Origin of the sequence: Dermabacter sp. Marseille-Q3180 (assembly GCF_940792985.1) — a bacterium.
In the GTDB taxonomy this organism is placed as follows: Bacteria; Actinomycetota; Actinomycetes; order Actinomycetales; family Dermabacteraceae; genus Dermabacter; species Dermabacter vaginalis.
In genome coordinates, this window is the sequence record NZ_CALNWU010000001.1 from 1,327,726 (window position 1) to 1,343,655 (window position 15,930).

Annotated in this window: 12 protein-coding genes; 4 read left to right on the top strand and 8 right to left on the bottom strand. The window is 62.1% G+C overall.

Features of this window, described 5'->3' with window-relative positions; translation table 11 throughout:
- Positions 1-3: 3 nt before the first annotated feature.
- From NBW56_RS05955 to trxB, 3 genes are all read left to right on the top strand, one after another.
- The gene (locus NBW56_RS05955) at positions 4-4,050 is read left to right on the top strand and encodes a murein biosynthesis integral membrane protein MurJ (protein ID WP_250258401.1); all 4,047 of its coding nucleotides are present in this window, start codon (positions 4-6) and stop codon (positions 4,048-4,050) included.
- Positions 4,047-4,595: a hypothetical protein gene (locus NBW56_RS05960; RefSeq protein ID WP_150332441.1), complete on the top strand. Its 549-nt coding sequence runs from the start codon at positions 4,047-4,049 to the stop codon at positions 4,593-4,595. The genes NBW56_RS05955 and NBW56_RS05960 overlap by 4 nt, the downstream gene beginning before the upstream one ends.
- Positions 4,596-4,668: 73 nt before the next feature.
- Positions 4,669-5,718, top strand: coding sequence for a thioredoxin-disulfide reductase (gene trxB / locus NBW56_RS05965; RefSeq protein ID WP_239379056.1), 1,050 nt, complete (start codon positions 4,669-4,671; stop codon positions 5,716-5,718).
- A gap of 2,543 nt (positions 5,719-8,261) precedes the next feature.
- Here trxB and NBW56_RS05970 read toward each other — a convergent pair.
- The 8 genes from NBW56_RS05970 to rpmH all read right to left on the bottom strand — a co-directional run bounded on the left by NBW56_RS05970 (position 8,262) and on the right by rpmH (position 13,763).
- On the bottom strand, positions 8,262-9,641 hold the full coding sequence (locus NBW56_RS05970) for a ParB/RepB/Spo0J family partition protein (RefSeq protein WP_250258402.1): 1,380 nt from the start codon (positions 9,639-9,641) through the stop codon (positions 8,262-8,264).
- 12 nt (positions 9,642-9,653) lie between these two features.
- A complete protein-coding gene (locus NBW56_RS05975; RefSeq protein ID WP_502799330.1) occupies positions 9,654-10,523 on the bottom strand; it encodes a ParA family protein in 870 nt (289 codons plus the stop codon).
- Positions 10,524-10,551: 28 nt separating this feature from the next.
- Complete coding sequence (rsmG, locus tag NBW56_RS05980) at positions 10,552-11,226, bottom strand: 16S rRNA (guanine(527)-N(7))-methyltransferase RsmG (protein WP_250258403.1); 675 nt, start codon at positions 11,224-11,226, stop codon at positions 10,552-10,554.
- The gene (locus tag NBW56_RS05985; protein WP_250258404.1) at positions 11,226-11,750 is read right to left on the bottom strand and encodes a Jag family protein; all 525 of its coding nucleotides are present in this window, start codon (positions 11,748-11,750) and stop codon (positions 11,226-11,228) included. The genes rsmG and NBW56_RS05985 overlap by 1 nt, the downstream gene beginning before the upstream one ends.
- A 9-nt stretch (positions 11,751-11,759) precedes the next feature.
- On the bottom strand, positions 11,760-12,860 hold the full coding sequence (yidC, locus tag NBW56_RS05990) for a membrane protein insertase YidC (protein ID WP_250258405.1): 1,101 nt from the start codon (positions 12,858-12,860) through the stop codon (positions 11,760-11,762).
- An 81-nt stretch (positions 12,861-12,941) separates the two neighbouring features.
- Positions 12,942-13,223: a membrane protein insertion efficiency factor YidD gene (gene yidD / locus NBW56_RS05995; RefSeq protein WP_250258406.1), complete on the bottom strand. Its 282-nt coding sequence runs from the start codon at positions 13,221-13,223 to the stop codon at positions 12,942-12,944.
- The gene (gene rnpA / locus NBW56_RS06000; RefSeq protein WP_250258407.1) at positions 13,220-13,603 is read right to left on the bottom strand and encodes a ribonuclease P protein component; all 384 of its coding nucleotides are present in this window, start codon (positions 13,601-13,603) and stop codon (positions 13,220-13,222) included. The genes yidD and rnpA overlap by 4 nt, the downstream gene beginning before the upstream one ends.
- A 22-nt stretch (positions 13,604-13,625) precedes the next feature.
- The gene (rpmH, locus tag NBW56_RS06005; RefSeq protein ID WP_016663525.1) at positions 13,626-13,763 is read right to left on the bottom strand and encodes a 50S ribosomal protein L34; all 138 of its coding nucleotides are present in this window, start codon (positions 13,761-13,763) and stop codon (positions 13,626-13,628) included.
- Positions 13,764-14,104: 341 nt separating this feature from the next.
- Here rpmH and dnaA point away from each other — a divergent pair, with 341 nt between their 5' ends.
- On the top strand, positions 14,105-15,694 hold the full coding sequence (gene dnaA / locus NBW56_RS06010) for a chromosomal replication initiator protein DnaA (protein ID WP_250258408.1): 1,590 nt from the start codon (positions 14,105-14,107) through the stop codon (positions 15,692-15,694).
- The last annotated feature ends 236 nt before the right edge of the window (positions 15,695-15,930 follow it).

Consider the following 15,930-nt stretch of genomic DNA (forward strand, 5'->3'; position numbering starts at 1 on the left):
ATCATGAACAACTCGAGCAGTTCTTCTGCGCGCGGCAAGGCCATGCGCGCGAGCGCAATCATGGCGGTCGCATCGGCATCAACGCGTCTTTTGGGCTTCGTGCGCACCTTCCTGCTCGGGATGGTGCTCGGCGGCTCCGCATCGATCGCCGCAAACGCGTATTCTGCGGCGCAGATCCTGCCAAACTCCCTGTGGATCCTCATCGGCGGTGGCACCCTCAACGCGATTCTCGTGCCGGCAGTCGTGCGTGCGGCGAAGCTTCCGGATAAGGGCGAGGATTTCTGCTCGCGACTGTTCACGCTGTTCTTCGTTGTCGCGGTGGGGATCACGACGCTCTGCACGCTTGCCGTCCCGTTCCTCACGATCGTCGCGAACTCCAAGCTTGACCCAGGCACGCTTCAGGCCGCGACCGTTCTCGGCTATTTCATGATGCCGCAGATGATCTTCTCGTGTATTTACATCATGTTCGGGCAGATCCTCAATGCGCACGAAAGCTTCGGGCCTTTCACGTGGGCACCGGCGCTCAACAACCTCATGAATATCGCGGGATCGATTCTGTTCCTCGTGCTCTGGGGGGCACAGCCCGACGGCACGCAGTGGACGTGGGGCATGCTGCTCGTTCTCGCCTTCTCCCAGGTGGGAGGCAGTGCCGCGCAGGCTCTCCTCGTGTGGGCGTGGACGCGGAAGATCGGCCTCAAGATCAGGTTCAAGTGGGGTTTTCGCGGGCTCGGCCTGCGCAAGCTCGGAACGATGGGGCTGTGGACGTTCGCGATGATGGTCGTCGGCCAGGTCGCGGTGTTCGCACGTCGCTGGTCCACGGGCGGCGCCGTGTCGGCTGTGGAGCAGGCGCAGGCGAGCGGAGCCGGCGCCAACCGAGAGCTTTTCCCCGCTCTCGCGGCCCTCGACTGGTCGTACACCGTTTTCATGCTTCCACAGGGCATCATTGCCGTTTCCCTCGTGACGAGCATCTTCCCGCGCATGTCGAAGCGGGTCAACGAACGCGACCACCTCGGGGCCTATCGCACCTATTCCTCGATGAACAGGATCCTGTTCGTCCCGATGACCCTCGCGACGGTTGTGCTCATCGTGCTCGCGGCACCGATCATGTGGGTCGTCGTGGGTGGCACGTCCCCCGTTGGGGCGGGCGCCAACGGTCTCGTGCTCATCGGATACACCCTGGGACTGCCAGCCTTCGCCGCAACGTATCTCGTCACGCGCTACTTCTACGCCTACGAGGACACGCGCACCGCCTTTATGATGCGCGTGCCGCCCACGGTGCTCTCGCTTCTCGCGATCCCCGTGATCCTCCTCTGGGTCGATCCGCGCTATGCCGCGGCTGCGGGCGCCTTCGCGAGTTCGATCGGCCTTGTGATCGGGTGGCTCGAAGGTGTGTGGCACATGCGTCGCAACCTCGCCCGAAACGGCGTGGATATGAGCCAGGTGAATTCTCTCGGCACCATTTCCACGATCGCGCGCCTTTTCGTGGCCGGCGCGATTTCGGCGGTGGCGGGCTGGGGGCTCCTCGCACTCTTTGGCGATTTCACGTGGCGAGGGCGCATTATCGCGATCATCGTGGGCGTGATCGTCGCGGCAGTGATGACCGGAGTATTCGCGCTCGTCGCGTGGATGCTCCGCGTGTCGGAGATTCGCGAGGCCGCGACCATGATCAGCTCTCGACTCGTGCGCAAACGCCGAGGCGGGGAGCCGGCAAAGAAGGCACCCGCTGCGGTGGAAGAAACCTCGAGCGAGGCCGAAGAGCCCCGCTACGATGGTCAAGCATCGGATCGAACCACTCGAGCGAACCAAAGGATCACAGTGACAGAAATCCGCAGCCTTGAGGAACTCTTCTCCTCTCTCTCACTGAGCCCCGCCCTCGAGGAAAAGGAAAGCGTGGGCTCTGACCGCTTGCCTACGTCCTCAACCGAAGGGGCGTCGTGGCACCGCGGCGTGAACGAGAACGGCGAGCCGATTCTCGTGTTCGTCGTTCGCGGTGAGTTTGCCGCCGATGTCCTCGATGCCGCACGCCGCGTGTCACTCGTGAACGTTCCGGGGCTTGAAGCCGTTCGCGACGTGCTCGAGTCGCACGAAGGCGAAACGAACGTCACGGCGGTCATCTATACCGACCCGAACCTGCCCACGCTCGCCGACCTCACGCGCGAGGGGGCGCTACGCGCGGAAACCGCCCGCACGATCGCTGGTCGCGTGACGGCAACCCTCCAGGAAGCCCGCAGCAAGGGCATCCGGCACCACCATCTCGATGAAGACCGCGTCTTCGTTGACCTCGAACACGATCAGGTGACAGTCCTCGGAGCGGGTATCGAGGATGCGGGCGACGAGGGCCTCTTGCACCTCACGGAGCCCTTCACGCTCAGCCCGGATGTGCGTGCGGTGGGGCGGATTCTCTACGTGGGGCTCGCGGCGCGCGGGCCGGAATTTTTCGGTTCCGACGCTTCCTTCGACCCGTCGACGACATCTCCGCGCACGGTGCCATCCGATCTGGGGAGGCTTACCGCCACCCTTCTCACGCCGCTCACACCAAACGCGCCCGCGGACGGCCCTCGCCCGATGACGATCGAAGACGTGCACGAGGAGCTCTCGCCATGGCAGTCACTCCCCGTGACCCTCGAGGCGTACGATCCTGAGCAGCACGCCGGGGCGCCGGTACCGCTTGCGGAGCGAAACACCTCCGGTCCCGTCGTCGCGGGTCCATTCGAGCACCGGGAGCAGCTCAACGCGCAAGAGTCGGGGAGCACCGATGAAGCATCGGTCGATGACGCCACCGCCGAAAGCTCTTCTCCCGTCGAAGCCGACCACGGCGACAGCGAAGCCCGGGCCGAGGCACCGGAGGCCGAAGAGGCACACGACGAAGCCGACGCTCCCCTCACGGGAGAGGCTGAGACCACCGATAAACCCGTTGCGGAGGCCGACAAGCCGTGGTCCGAAGTGATCGATGCGCCGAAGGCACCGTCGGCGGCACACATGTTCCCGGGGCACATTGATGCCGATGCCCACCACGCCCCCGCGGCACTCACCGAAGAGCCCACGGCGCCGGTCGCACCCCCGGTGCCTCCCGCGCCCGCCCCCATTCCCGTTGCGGGTCGCGAGGAGTCCCTCGCCGAATCGCCGCGCACGCCGAACACGAACGATGACGCACACGAAGCGCCCGGCCGCCCCGTCGTTGCGCCGCCCTCGGCGGTCCAGCACTCGGCTCCCCGTGTGCGCCAGACGGCGCCCGATGCCGGAGTTGTCATCCCCGTGCAGGGGCGCGAAGCGAGCGCACTCGACCCGCACGCGCCTGCGCCTCACAGCCAGCAGCACTCCTCGGCATTCCGCGACGTTATGGACATCGCCCTCGCTTCCGATACGGCAGGAAGCAGCTCAGCAGCCGAAGGCGACGTGTCCCGCTCCACGACCGCGCGGATTATCCTCGTCGCGGCCCTGCTCGCCGTGATCCTCGGCCTCGTGTGGGCCATCACCTCAGTGACGTCAGTGGGCCGGCACGACCGCGATGTGGCAACGAGCCCGACCACGCAGGCGTCGGAAGAAAAGGCCCCCGAAAAAACCGAAGCCCCTAAGGAAGAGCCCAGCGAGAAACCTACCGAGGCACCCAAACCCCTGGCGCCGCTCAACCAGGTGAGCGTGGTGTACCCGCCCGATCCGGCGAAAGCCGATAAACCCGAAGACGCAGGGCGCATGCTCGACGGTGACCCGGGTACCGTGTGGAAAACCCAGCGGTACGCGAGCGCCGAGTACGGCCACCTGCGCGAGGGCATGGGCGTCAAGCTCGACCTCGGCGACGGCGAAGTCAAAAACGTTCGCGTTACGCCCGGCGCCCAGCAGGGCGGCACGATCGAGCTGCGCACCCTCACCGAGGACGGCCAGATCGGCGACGTGCTCGCCTCCGGTGAGGTCGCCCCCGGCGAGGACCTCACGCTCACGCCCGAAAAGCCCGTGGACGCGCGCTCGCTCGTGCTGTGGGCGCCCAACCTCGGCGCTGTCGACGGTGGATTCCGGCTCGAGATCGCCGAAGTGAAGGTCAATCAAGAATGACCCCCATTCGCCGTGCGTCGCGTAGCGCCCACCGTGCGCGCGGTGAAAGGCGAAGCTGGACTGGCTTCCCACCGGGGGTGTTCGCGGGCTTCCTCGCTGCGACGATTCTTCTTGGCATCATGTTGTCGTGGGCGCTCAACCTGAGTGTCGAAATGGACGCCCCAGCAACCCAGAATGTTGCCGATTCCAACCCGGCACCGGGAACCGACAACTCCGGCCTCCCCGTTCTCACCGAGTACACGATCGGGGCCGAGGTGCAGAATCTCCTCGACACGGGGAGCTTGCAAACCCCCGCGACGTTCGACGTCACGGAGTGCCTGAAGTCCCTCTCCTCGAACGAATCCGTGCTTATGCTCGAGCAGGTTTCGTGGGGCGGCGACGAAAATGCGTGGCTCCTCGTTCTCGATGAGCACAACCTCACGCAAGTGCGTCGTGAAGGCGGGGAAGTTTCGGCAACGGTCGTGCGTTCCACATGCGGTAGGGATGCCGACGGCGCCTCCGCGCCCCTGTTTTCCGCACGGGTGCTCGTGGATCCGAAGAGCTGACCGCGAAACTCAGCCTTCACCCCTACCCTTGTTCTGTTTGATTGTTGGCGAGCCTTCGCTGTGAAAGGACATCATGACCACCTCTGAGCCTCAGACCCCGATCCTCAACACCCTCGGCGGCGGTTTCGGCATCAGCCTTTCGGGATCGCAGACCGACACGGCCGAGACCGCGGCCCCCTCCGATGCCGCGGACGCACCCGTGCGCGACATCGTGATCGTCGGCTCGGGCCCGGCGGGCTACACCGCTGCCGTTTATGCAGCCCGTGCGGGCCTCAAACCCGTGGTGATCGCCGGTTCTCTCGATGCCGGCGGCGCCCTCATGACAACCACCGAGGTCGAAAACTTCCCGGGTTTCCCCGAAGGTGTGATGGGCCCGGACCTCATGGGCAACATGCAGGAGCAGGCCGAGCGTTTCGGTGCTGAGATCCTTTTCGAGGACGCGACCGAGGTCGAGCTCGCGGGCGACGTGAAAACGATTCGAACCGAGGGCGGCGAGGTATTCCGCGCGAAGGCCGTTATTCTCGCGACCGGCTCCGCGTACCGCAAACTCGGAGTGGACGGCGAAGAGCGCCTCTCCGGTAAGGGCGTGAGCTGGTGCGCCACGTGCGACGGCTTCTTCTTTAAGGACAAGGACATTTTCGTGGTGGGCGGCGGCGATTCCGCCGTGGAGGAAGCCACCTTCCTCACGCGCTTCGGCAAGAGCGTGACCCTGCTTCACCGCCGCGATGCGCTGCGTGCCTCGAAGATCATGGCGAAACGCGCTGAAGACGACCCCAAGCTCGCGATCCGTTGGAACACCCAGGTCGTGGGCATTGAGGGCGAGAACGAACTCTCGCACCTCGTTCTCGAAGACACCGTGACCGGCGAACGCGAAACCGTGCCCGCCGACGGCCTCTTCGAAGCGATCGGCCACCTTCCCCGTTCCGGTCTGTTCAAGGGCCAGATCGACATCGATGACGAGGGCTACATCATCTGTGAAGGCCGCACGACTCACACCTCCCTCGAGGGCGTTTTCGCGTGCGGAGACGTTGTGGATCACCGCTACCGCCAAGCCATCACCGCTGCGGGATCCGGCTGCTCGGCTGCACTCGACGCCGAAAAATATCTCGCCACGCTCGAGTGAGCGACTTCGTCGCCTGCGGCGCCTCCTCGCGGAGCGGCGTTACTTTCGAGATTCACCTCTACTGGGCATCGTGGGCGGCGCCCTCACTTCCGGCGCCGCTCACCGCTCGAGAGCTCCACGGAGTTCTACCTTCCAATGTCGAGGTACACGTCCACGACGTTTCTCTCAGTTCAGGAGAAGGGAACCTCGAGATCCCGACCGGGGAGTTTGTGCCTCGGGTACTCCCTACGTGGAGAATCATCGCCCGGAACGGTCGAAGCGTTATCGGTGAGCGGGTGCTCACAGGCGCGCACCCGAAATTCACCGTACGCGAGGCATTGGACGAATTACGCAGCGCACTCGACTCTGGGCGCCTCGCTTAGAACCCTGAGTTTGTTTCACGCTCGTTGAGCCATGCACCCGCAGCACCCCTGGACGCCTGCTCTTCCTCTGCGTGGCAGCTGTGCCTTCCCTCGGCGCCCCCTTTCGTTCTTTTCCTCGTTCCTCCACGCTTGCCTATGCCTCGCACCGGCTTTCCTACCTCGTACATGGGCTGTCAATCCCCACCGTTATTGGCGGAATCGACCCGCGTATCGGCCGAACGTGAGGGAGGCGTTGCTTCTTTCGGCGTGAGATCTACCTTGACTCTTGTGGTTTCTCGGTTGCCAATGCGCACCCTTGCTGCGGCAGCGGCTCGTCAGCAAAACTCTCGCAAATCCCGACGCTGCCGACCATATGGTTAGCCAAGAGTTATCCACAAAGCTGTGCACAAGCGTTACCCCAAGTGTGGATTTCTGACTTTTGTGGGCCTCTACCTGGGGTTTTCTCACGATCTTCACTGTCCCCTTATCGAATTCGTGTGTATAATTTACGCCCAAAATCTCGCGGATGCCCCACTTATCCACATCTTTATTCACATCTGTGTGTTTCACGTGGGCCAGGCCGATACCCCCTCGTTGTTCCCGATCGCGATTCTCTACCCGACTACCTTCGGAAGATGATTTTCAGACCTCCGACTCCCTCACTGACTCGATAGGGCGTTTCGCGTGAAACGTTGTACCTTTGCATACGGCCTGCCAAGGCTTTTCACCTTCGGCTCCTTCGCCTGCTAAAAGAGCCGCCTGAAGCGGCCCTCTTCTCTCATGCCACAGTTTGCTTTTGGGCTTTCACGTGAAACATAGGTCCTTGTCCGCCCTTCAAAACTCATCGTGGATAGCCTTTTGAGGATTATGCGTATCCTGACCCAGGACGGACGGGAACTTCGTTCGCCAGGAACTCGGCTTCAAGTCGTGCCTTACCGTCGCGCGTTTCACGTGGAACGCTGCAGAAAGCACCGAAAAAAGTTGCTCGCAGCGTTGGCGCCAAAAACGCTACCGCAATTTCACCGCTTGTTTCACGTGAAACGTTCGGACCATGCTTACCACTACAGTCCGAAAGGCACCGTAAAACACATGCGTCGGGTTTCACGTGAAACTATGCAGCCGCGTCACGCGCTTTGGCGCTCCGACTTCGATGAGTCCGTTAAACGCGAATCTGTCTTCTCGCTAACTTGCTCCGGTTCGTAGTTTGCGGCCAACGACACAGCCGTTGTTTCACGTGAAACACCGATTTCCCTTTGCCGCTACGCGGCCAAACGAAACGACAATCCACCGAAGTGACTATATAGTTCGCCTACATGTTTCACGTGAAACCGGAGGCGGCATAGCAAAAGCAGCGCGCGAAACTTGCGACCCGACTCAAATCGAACCGACACGTGTCTACGAGTACTGAATGCCCCAAAGCGGTGTCTACTGAAATGCGCGCGAAACAATCCGCGGGTACTTATCCATTCTATAGTTGGCGTTTCACGTGAAACGCGACAACGGAGTCATCGAGAGAATCTATCGCTTAAAGGTGCTTCGGTAAGCAACACCAGAAATGTTCACAATGCAGTGGTGAAGATGATCGCCGGGGAAAGAGGACCCGAAAACCTTTATAGGCCGCTGCTGCGCCCTACTACACGTTTCACGTGAAACAGCAGACCACAAACCGTCGTCTCAAGGCCACCAGCTTTATCAGGAACTGCAGGGCACGCATAAGCAAGCCGATCACAGGGACGATCCGGAGACCAACAACCCATGGCGCCGAATGTTTCACGTGAAACTTACTAGAGCCGTAGAGAACGCGGCGCGCAACAACTGAGGATCGAGGGCCCGGCGGCTCGACCCAGCGACTACCGACGCCTTTCGAGAGCCCGCCTTGGAGGAGGACGCAATAGATGCGTCGACGGGAAACGAAGGGTCCAGCGGCGAGCTCCGCAAAAGAGCACAGCACCACTAGCACAGTGACACTGTTCCTCGCGCATAGCACGAGGAATCTACTGGGAAGACGTCATTTGAGGTGCCTGATGGGGCAGGCACCATGACCAAAGTGGTAAAGAGCGAGCCAGAATTTTCGATCCACGCACAAACGACATCGAACCCGGGTGCCGGGGCCTTAAAGACCAGGCAAAGCGAACCCGCGTGGGCTGCGAGCGCGAGCGCGGGGGCGAAAGGGCCCTGTTTCAGGCCCCACTCAGCGAGGGATCAGGCCTCGGGGATCTCCACGTTGTCGAGCCCGAGCTTTTGCACAATCCGCTCGAGATCGTCGAGATTCGTGAACTCGAGCGTGACTTTGCCCTTGCGCTTACCCACATCGATACGCACGGGTGCCTCGAGCTTGGTGGACAACTGCGACGTCAAGGACACCACGCGCGGGTTATACGAACTACGGCGTGGTACGGCGCGCGTAGCCGTGGAGGATTCAACGCCGTTCGCGATCAGCCGCTCAACGGCGCGGACGCTCAGGCCTTCGCTCACGATGCGCTGGGCAAGCTCCTCTTGGAGCTGCACATCGTCGAGTCCCAGGAGGGCACGGGCGTGACCCGCGGAAAGCGCCCCCGATTGCAGGCGACGCTGCACGAGGGGAGGGAGGCGCAGAAGGCGAAGAGTATTCGAGATTTGCGGCCGCGAGCGACCGATGCGATCCGCCAGTTCATCCTGGGTGCAATTGAAATCCTCAAGCAGCTGACCGTAGGCGGCCGCCTCTTCGAGGGGATTCAACTGCGATCGGTGAAGGTTCTCGAGCAGTGCGTCGCGAAGGAGATCATCATCGGCTGTGGAGCGCACGATTGCGGGAATCGACTCGAGCCCCGCGCGCTTCGCCGCACGCCAACGGCGCTCACCCATCACAATCTCGAATGGCTCGCCATCAACGGAGTCGGTCACAGGCCGCACGACGATCGGCTGGAGAACGCCAACTTCGCGCAGCGAGTACGCGAGTTCATCGAGCTCATCATCGTCGAAGACGGTGCGCGGATTACGAGGATTCTCCCGGATCTCGGAGATCGGCACCTCAACGAATTCAGCACCGGGAACGGGCACGAGACCAGCCTGCCCAGCGGGTGACGTGGGCACGTGGTCGGTTCCAGCGGAGGAAGCGGGCGTTTCACGAGTGGCCGTCGGTGATGCGGCGGCTTCAGCGGCCGGCGCTGTGTCCGACGGTTGCTCCGCCGAAGTCGCATCCACGTGTTCCTCGCGTTTCTCGGCCACGTCGCGCGAGGTCGCAGCCTTCGCTGCAGACTTCTTCCCGCCGCGGCGCTTCGAGCGAGCGTCACGTGACCATGAATCAGCGAGCTCGAGATCAGCAGACTTGCGGTGTTCGCGAGTACCGCCGGACGAGGAATCATCCGAACTGAAGAACATATCCACGCCACGAGTGCCGGCGGGCCTCGATGGTGAAACCTCAGCTTCGGTCGAGGCGGAGGTGGCGTCGGAATCCTTCTTCGAGGGGGAAGAGGGCTCAGCGGGTGGAGCGGAAGGCTCAGGGCTTTGTGCCTCGGGGGCTTCGGGCTTTTCGCTGCTCGCTGGTTCGGAGCTGGGGATCAGCGCACCGATTCCCCTACCAAGGCCGCGTTTCTTCGCCATGATCTCCTCGTTTCAGTTCTTCGGCTCGGGGCGACGGGAAATCTCGTGCGCGGCAGCGCGATAGGCGAGGGCACCCGTGCTGTTGGGATCGTAATTAAGAACGGTTTGCGCATAGCTCGGAGCTTCCGAGATGCGCACCGATCGGGGGATGACGGTGTCGAGGGTTTGCGTGGGGAAGTGCTCGCGCACGTCTTCCGCCACCTGCGCGGCGAGGCGCGTGCGTGCGTCGTACATCGTGAGCAAGATCGTCGACACTTGAAGGTCAGGGTTGAGATGCTTGCGGATGAGGTCGATGTTCTTCCACAGCATCGCAATGCCCTCAAGCGCGTAGTACTCGGCCTGAATCGGCATGAACACCTCGCGGGCGGCCACGAGCGCATTGATCGTGAGCAGGCCAAGCGAGGGCGGGCAGTCGATAAGCACGTAGTCGAGACGCGGCTGCCCTTGCTCTTCGCGCTCAGTGAAGTAGTCCGCGAGGGCGTTCTTGAGGCGCGATTCGCGCGCGACCACGGGGACGAGTTCGATTTCGGCGCCCGAAAGATCGATTGTCGCGGGCGCGCACAGGAGCGACTCTGCTTCTGGAGAGGGGGTCACGATTGCCGAGAGTGGCTCGTCTTCTATAAGCACGTCGTAAAGCGAGGCGATCTCGGGGTCGTGCGGGATGCCAAGAGCCGTTGACGCGTTGCCTTGCGGGTCGGAATCGATGACGAGCACATTAAGCCCGCCCTTCGCGAGTGCGACCGCGACGTTCACGGCACTCGAGGTTTTGCCCACGCCGCCTTTTTGGTTCGCGACGGCCATGATGCGTGTGTCTTCGGGTGCCGCAAAGGTCGCCTTCTCGAGACGCTTGCGCAGCTCCATATCGTTGCGCAATTGCCGCATGAGCGGCGTCTCGTCAAGAGAGCTTTTCTTAGCCACGACGCGGCCCCTTTCGCCTCGTTACCTCACGAACGTGTGCTCGTACCACTGTAGTAGGAACCTCCACGGATGGATCTCCGAATTCCTCAACGCGAACATCGACCGCGCCGACACGCGCGAGGGTCTTCGAGGCCTTCTCGACCTCGTCGCGCGCGCTCTTGCCTTTCATCACCACGAGTTCGCCACCAATCCGGACGAGTGGAACGGTCCACTTCGCGAGCTTGTCGAGCGCAGCTACGGCACGTGCCGTCACGGCATCGAATTCACGCTCGCCGTGGAGGTCCTCGGCGCGGGCACGCACAACCTCGACGTTGACGAGGCCGAGCTCGTCAATTGCACGCTCGAGGAAGTCCACGCGCCGCTGCATCGTCTCGATGAGGGTCACGTCGATGTCCTCGCGCGCGATGGCGATCACGAGCCCGGGAAGGCCCGCACCTGAGCCAACATCCGCGAGTGACTCCACGAGCCCCACGGGCCCGAGGGCACGCACCATGAGCGCGCAATTGATGACATGCCGCTCCCAGATTCGATCCACTTCCCGGGGGCCGATCAGGCCTTCCTCAGCTCCGCGGGTGCGAAGAATGTCCGCGTATCGCTCGGCAAGCGGAAGCCGTTCCCCGAAGAGCTCGCGGGCGAGGGGATCGAGATGGGCGGGGGCGGGAAGCATCAGTCTTGCGGGTAGATCACGACGTGGCGGGTCTTACCCTCGCCATCCGATTCGGAGCGAAGGCCGTGGCGCTTCGCAACATCGTGCACAACCTTGCGCTCGAACGGGTTCATGGGCTGGAGAGGAACGGGAACCTCGCCGTTCTTCGCTTGCTCGACGGCCTTTTCGGCGAGTTCTTCGAGCTCGCTCTTGTGACCCGCGCGGAAGCCGCCAATGTCGAGCATGAGGCGCGAGCGCACGCCCGTCTTCGTTTGCACGGCAAGGCGCGTGAGCTCCTGGAGAGCGTCGAGAAGCTCGCCCTTGGGCTCGTTGAGTGCGCTCAGTTCGGCGGCTCCGCGGATCTCCACGGAGGCGCGGTCGCCGTCAACGTCGATGTCGATATCGCCATCGAGGTCGGCGATGTCCATGAGTTCTTCGAGGTAGTCGGCGGCGAAATCGCCCTCCTCTTCGAGGCGCGCGAGGCGCTCTTCGGCAGAGGTCTGTGCGTTGGCCTTCTCGTTCTCGATCGTGTCGTTCTCGCTCATCGGGAATCCTTACTTCTTCTTACGCTTCTTACCGAGGGCGTTGCTCGACTTCGAGCCGCCTTTTTGGGTGCCACCGCCGTTTTCGGCCGCCTTCTTGCGGCGCTCTTCGATGGCTTTCGCTCGCTTCTCGCGGGCACGCTGGAGCATTTCCTCGTCGCTCAGTTTGCGGCCGTTTTCGTACCGCTTGGGTTGAACGCGAATGTTTTCGGCCTTTGCCGCTTCCATCTCCTGAACACGCTTGGACTTCTTCGGGGTGAAGTCGAGCGGCTCAAGGCCCTGCTTCTCGCGCTTCTTGTTGATGCGCTCGTGGCGAGCCTTCTCGGCCGCGGAACCGGGGGTGGGATTCTTCGTGATCATCCACCACTGCTGGCCGAACGTCCATACGTTGGTCGTGAGCCAGTACCCGAGCACACCGATCGGCATGCCAGGGCCCGAAATCACGTAGATGAACGGGAGCATGTAGAGCATCATCTTCTGCGTGGACGCCATGGGCCCCTCGAGGGCCGACGGCGGCATGTTCCGCATCGTCAGCTCTTTCTGCGTGAGGAAGGTGACGAGCACCATGAGCGCGATGATGACGCCCGCGATGATCTTCGCGGACATGTCGCCAGTGAGGAACGAATCGGAGATCGTCGTACCACCGAAAATGCGCGCATTGTGGGCGCTATCGGCGAGCTCGGGCGTGAGGATGCCAAAGTTCGTGTTGTTTTGCGCGGCCTCCGGAAGCTTGTAGAAGAGTACGCGGAAGAGCGCCAAGAAAATCGGCATCTGGATGAGAACCGGGAGGCAAGAGCCAACGGGGTTCGCGTCGTGCTCCTTGTAGACCTGCATGGTCTCTTGCGCCATCGCCTGGCGCGATTCCGGGTCGGTCTTGCCCTTGTACTTCTGCTGGATCGCCTTCAGTTCGGGAGCGGCGATCTGCATGCCGCGCGAACTCTTAATCTGCTTGACGAAGAGCGGAAAAATGATGATGCGGACCACGACCGTGAGAAGCACGATCGAGAGCAGCCAGGTCCACCCGGAATCGGGGTCCATCACGAAGGACAGCAGCTTGTGGGCCTGGACCATGATCCAGACGACAACCCATTCGATGGGGTAGAGAATGTTCAACTTCGGCCTTTTCTTCCTGCCACTCGCATGCGCATGACGGTCATGCGATGAGCGGCGTGAGGTCGGGTGTTCGGGTCAAGCCTAGTGGGTGCGAGCGAACTTGGGGCTTTCAGTGTCCCGCACGGCTACGGGTTTCGGGTTCGTCCACATGCCCGGGGCGGGGGTCGGGTCGATCCCGCCGTGGCTGAGGGGGTTGCACCGCAGGATCCGCCACGCGGCAAGCAGCAATCCCTTGAAGGTTCCGTGGCGGCGGATTGAGTCCACCGCGTACTGCGAGCACACGGGTGTGTACATGCACGCGGCGGGCAGGTACGGGGAGATGCCGCGCTGGTACGCGCGAAGGATTCCGACGGTTGCCTTCATCCCTGTGCTCCCTCCTTTTTCGCGGTGCGCTTCTCGAGTTTTCGTAGGGCGGAGGCCAAGGCGGAGTCGACTTCACCGACGAGTGTGTCGTGGTCAATCTCGTTGATCCCCACTCGCGTGCGTACCACGACGCTCGCGTACGCGGGCAGAGAATCAAGGCGAGCTCTCATGATTTCCCGCAGCCGCCGCTTGGTGCGGCTGCGCACAACGGAATTGCCAACCTTTTTTGACACGACAAATCCCACGCGCGGCTCCTCCTGGATCCTTTTGACCTCCGGGGAGGAGAGGATCGCGAGGTGCACGATCACGTGGGATCGAGCCGCTGACACGCCCTGGCGGGTGGTCAGCCGGAAGTCGTCGTTGTGACGTAGGCGGCTCACTGCCCGCACGTCACGCCGCGGCTCAGGCCGAGAGGGAGGCGCGGCCCTTCGAGCGGCGCGCGTTGATGATGGCGCGGCCCGCGCGGGTGCTCATGCGTGCGCGGAAGCCGTGCTTCTTGGCGCGGCGGCGGTTGTTCGGCTGGAACGTACGCTTGGTCATCTTTTCTCTCCAAATAAATCGGGGCCCTCGTTTCCGGGAAGGAACCGCGATGCGGCCGGAGGGCCCGGTTAAAGACGGCCCATGGGGCCGGTGGTTTCGGGTGTGCGCGAGATCCACAGTGATGGTTCTCGTGAACACAGACTGATCGAGTCTAGAATCGCGCGGCTACTCGGTCAATGGAACTGGGCTCGATTCGGCGAAGTGTGCCTAGAATCTCATGGTTATCCCCAATGATTCGACAGGGTGTGCTCCTTCTTCCACGTCATTGGGCATAAATGTGGAAAACATGGTGGATAATTGTGGTCGTCCGCCGCACCCCCGATCCCCACGAGGAGCCCCGAATGGACGAGACCGCACTCGATCGCGACGCGCTGTGGGCCGAGTGCCAGCAGATTTTGCGCGCCGATGACTCGGTTTCGAATCGCCACCTCGCCTACGTCACGCTCTCAAGTTTGCGCGGATTTCTCGAGGATACGGCCCTGATCGCGGTGCCGAATGCGACCGTGAAAGACCTTTTTGAGATGCGCATTCCCGAGCAGCTTCGCTCCGCTCTCTCACAGGCCATGGGGAAGCCCGTGACTTTCGCGGTCACGATCGATCCCACTCTCGGTCTTGACGACGCCCCCGATTCTCCGGCCCCTGCTCCCGCTCCCACAGTTGACAACATTGTGGATAACTCTGTGGATTCTTCGGGAACAATGGGTATCACCCCACGTCGAGATGGGGATAACTCTGTGAATACGGTACCGGCAGGGGCCGAGCAAGCGTCGGACCCCGCGCCCTATTCCCCCTATACCCCGGCGGAGGGAACCGACCGAACCGAAGCACCGGCCAGCTCCGTCGATCTCCCCACGGCGTCGTCTCTCGGGAACGACTCTCGCCTGAATCCGAAGTACACGTTCTCAACGTTCGTTGTGGGTGCCTCGAACCGCTTTGCCCAAGCCGCTGCCTACGCCGTGGCCGAGCAGCCCGCCCTCGCCTACAACCCTCTGTTTATCTATGGCGGGTCCGGACTCGGCAAGACCCACTTGCTCCACGCAACCGGGCACTACGCGAAGCAGCTGCACCCGAACATTCAGGTGCGCTACGTCAACTCCGAGGAATTCACGAACGACTTCATCAACTCGGTCCAGTCGGGTCAGTTCGGTAAGGCGCAAGAGTTCCAGCGCCGCTACCGCGACATCGACATCCTCCTGATCGACGACATCCAGTTCCTGCAGCGCGCGCCCGAGACCCTCGAGGCGTTCTTCCATACGTTCAACACGCTGCACAACGCGAATAAGCAGATCGTCATCACCTCGGATCTTCCCCCGAAGCTCCTCGGCGGCCTCGAGGATCGAATGCGCTCGCGTTTCGAGATGGGGCTCATGACCGACGTGCAGCCACCAGATCTCGAGACCCGCATCGCAATTTTGCGTAAAAAGGTCGCAGCGGAGAACAACGAGGAGGTTCCTCGCGAGGTGCTCGAGTACATCGCGGAGAACATTTCCTCGAACATCCGCGAGCTCGAAGGTGCGCTTATTCGCGTGCAGGCACTGCATTCACTTTCGAAGCAGCCCATGGATGTAGAGCTCGCGCAGAACGTGCTGAAAGACCTGCTCACGCACGATGGGGGTGCGGAGATCACCCCGAATCTCATCATCGCGGAGACGGCGGCGTACTTCGGTTTCGGTGTTGATGAAATCAAGGGCACCGCTCGCACCCGTGCGCTCGTCACGGCCCGCCAGTGCGCGATGTATCTGTGCCGTGAACTCACTGAGATGCCGCTCATGGCGATCGGGGATGCGTTCGGGGGGCGCGATCACACGACCGTCATCCATGCCTACAAGAAGGTCTCGACGCTCATGAAGGAGCGCCGAGCCCTGTTCAATCAAGTTACAGAGCTCACGGCTCGCGTAAAAGCGAACGCTCAGGAGCAGGGAAGGCGCTAGGTAGTCTCACGGTTGCGAGCAGCGCAACGAGCCTGGTCACGAGCAACGTTTCCAGAATTGTGGATAACTTTGTGGAGAATGTGCACGCACGGCTTGGCTGTTGTGAGGAGAGAACTCGCCACAGCGGCGAATAGTGACTGTTATGCCCAATATCTCCACAGCTTCTCGTCGTTACTCGCACCGAATTAGAAACTTGTAGTTTTCAGCGTGACCTGCAGAAATGATGGTTATCCACA

Excerpts from the sequence above, each read along its gene's own strand:
- NBW56_RS05955 (WP_250258401.1), top strand. The coding sequence starts at position 4 with ATGAACAACTCGAGCAGTTCTTCTGCGCGCGGCAAGGCCATGCGCGCG.
- NBW56_RS05960 (WP_150332441.1), top strand. The coding sequence starts at position 4,047 with ATGACCCCCATTCGCCGTGCGTCGCGTAGCGCCCACCGTGCGCGCGGT.
- trxB (WP_239379056.1), top strand. The coding sequence starts at position 4,669 with ATGACCACCTCTGAGCCTCAGACCCCGATCCTCAACACCCTCGGCGGC.
- NBW56_RS05970 (WP_250258402.1), bottom strand. The coding sequence starts at position 9,641 with ATGGCGAAGAAACGCGGCCTTGGTAGGGGAATCGGTGCGCTGATCCCC.
- NBW56_RS05975 (WP_502799330.1), bottom strand. The coding sequence starts at position 10,523 with ATGCGGCAATTGCGCAACGATATGGAGCTGCGCAAGCGTCTCGAGAAG.
- rsmG (WP_250258403.1), bottom strand. The coding sequence starts at position 11,226 with ATGCTTCCCGCCCCCGCCCATCTCGATCCCCTCGCCCGCGAGCTCTTC.
- NBW56_RS05985 (WP_250258404.1), bottom strand. The coding sequence starts at position 11,750 with ATGAGCGAGAACGACACGATCGAGAACGAGAAGGCCAACGCACAGACC.
- yidD (WP_250258406.1), bottom strand. The coding sequence starts at position 13,223 with ATGAAGGCAACCGTCGGAATCCTTCGCGCGTACCAGCGCGGCATCTCC.
- rpmH (WP_016663525.1), bottom strand. The coding sequence starts at position 13,763 with ATGACCAAGCGTACGTTCCAGCCGAACAACCGCCGCCGCGCCAAGAAG.
- dnaA (WP_250258408.1), top strand. The coding sequence starts at position 14,105 with ATGGACGAGACCGCACTCGATCGCGACGCGCTGTGGGCCGAGTGCCAG.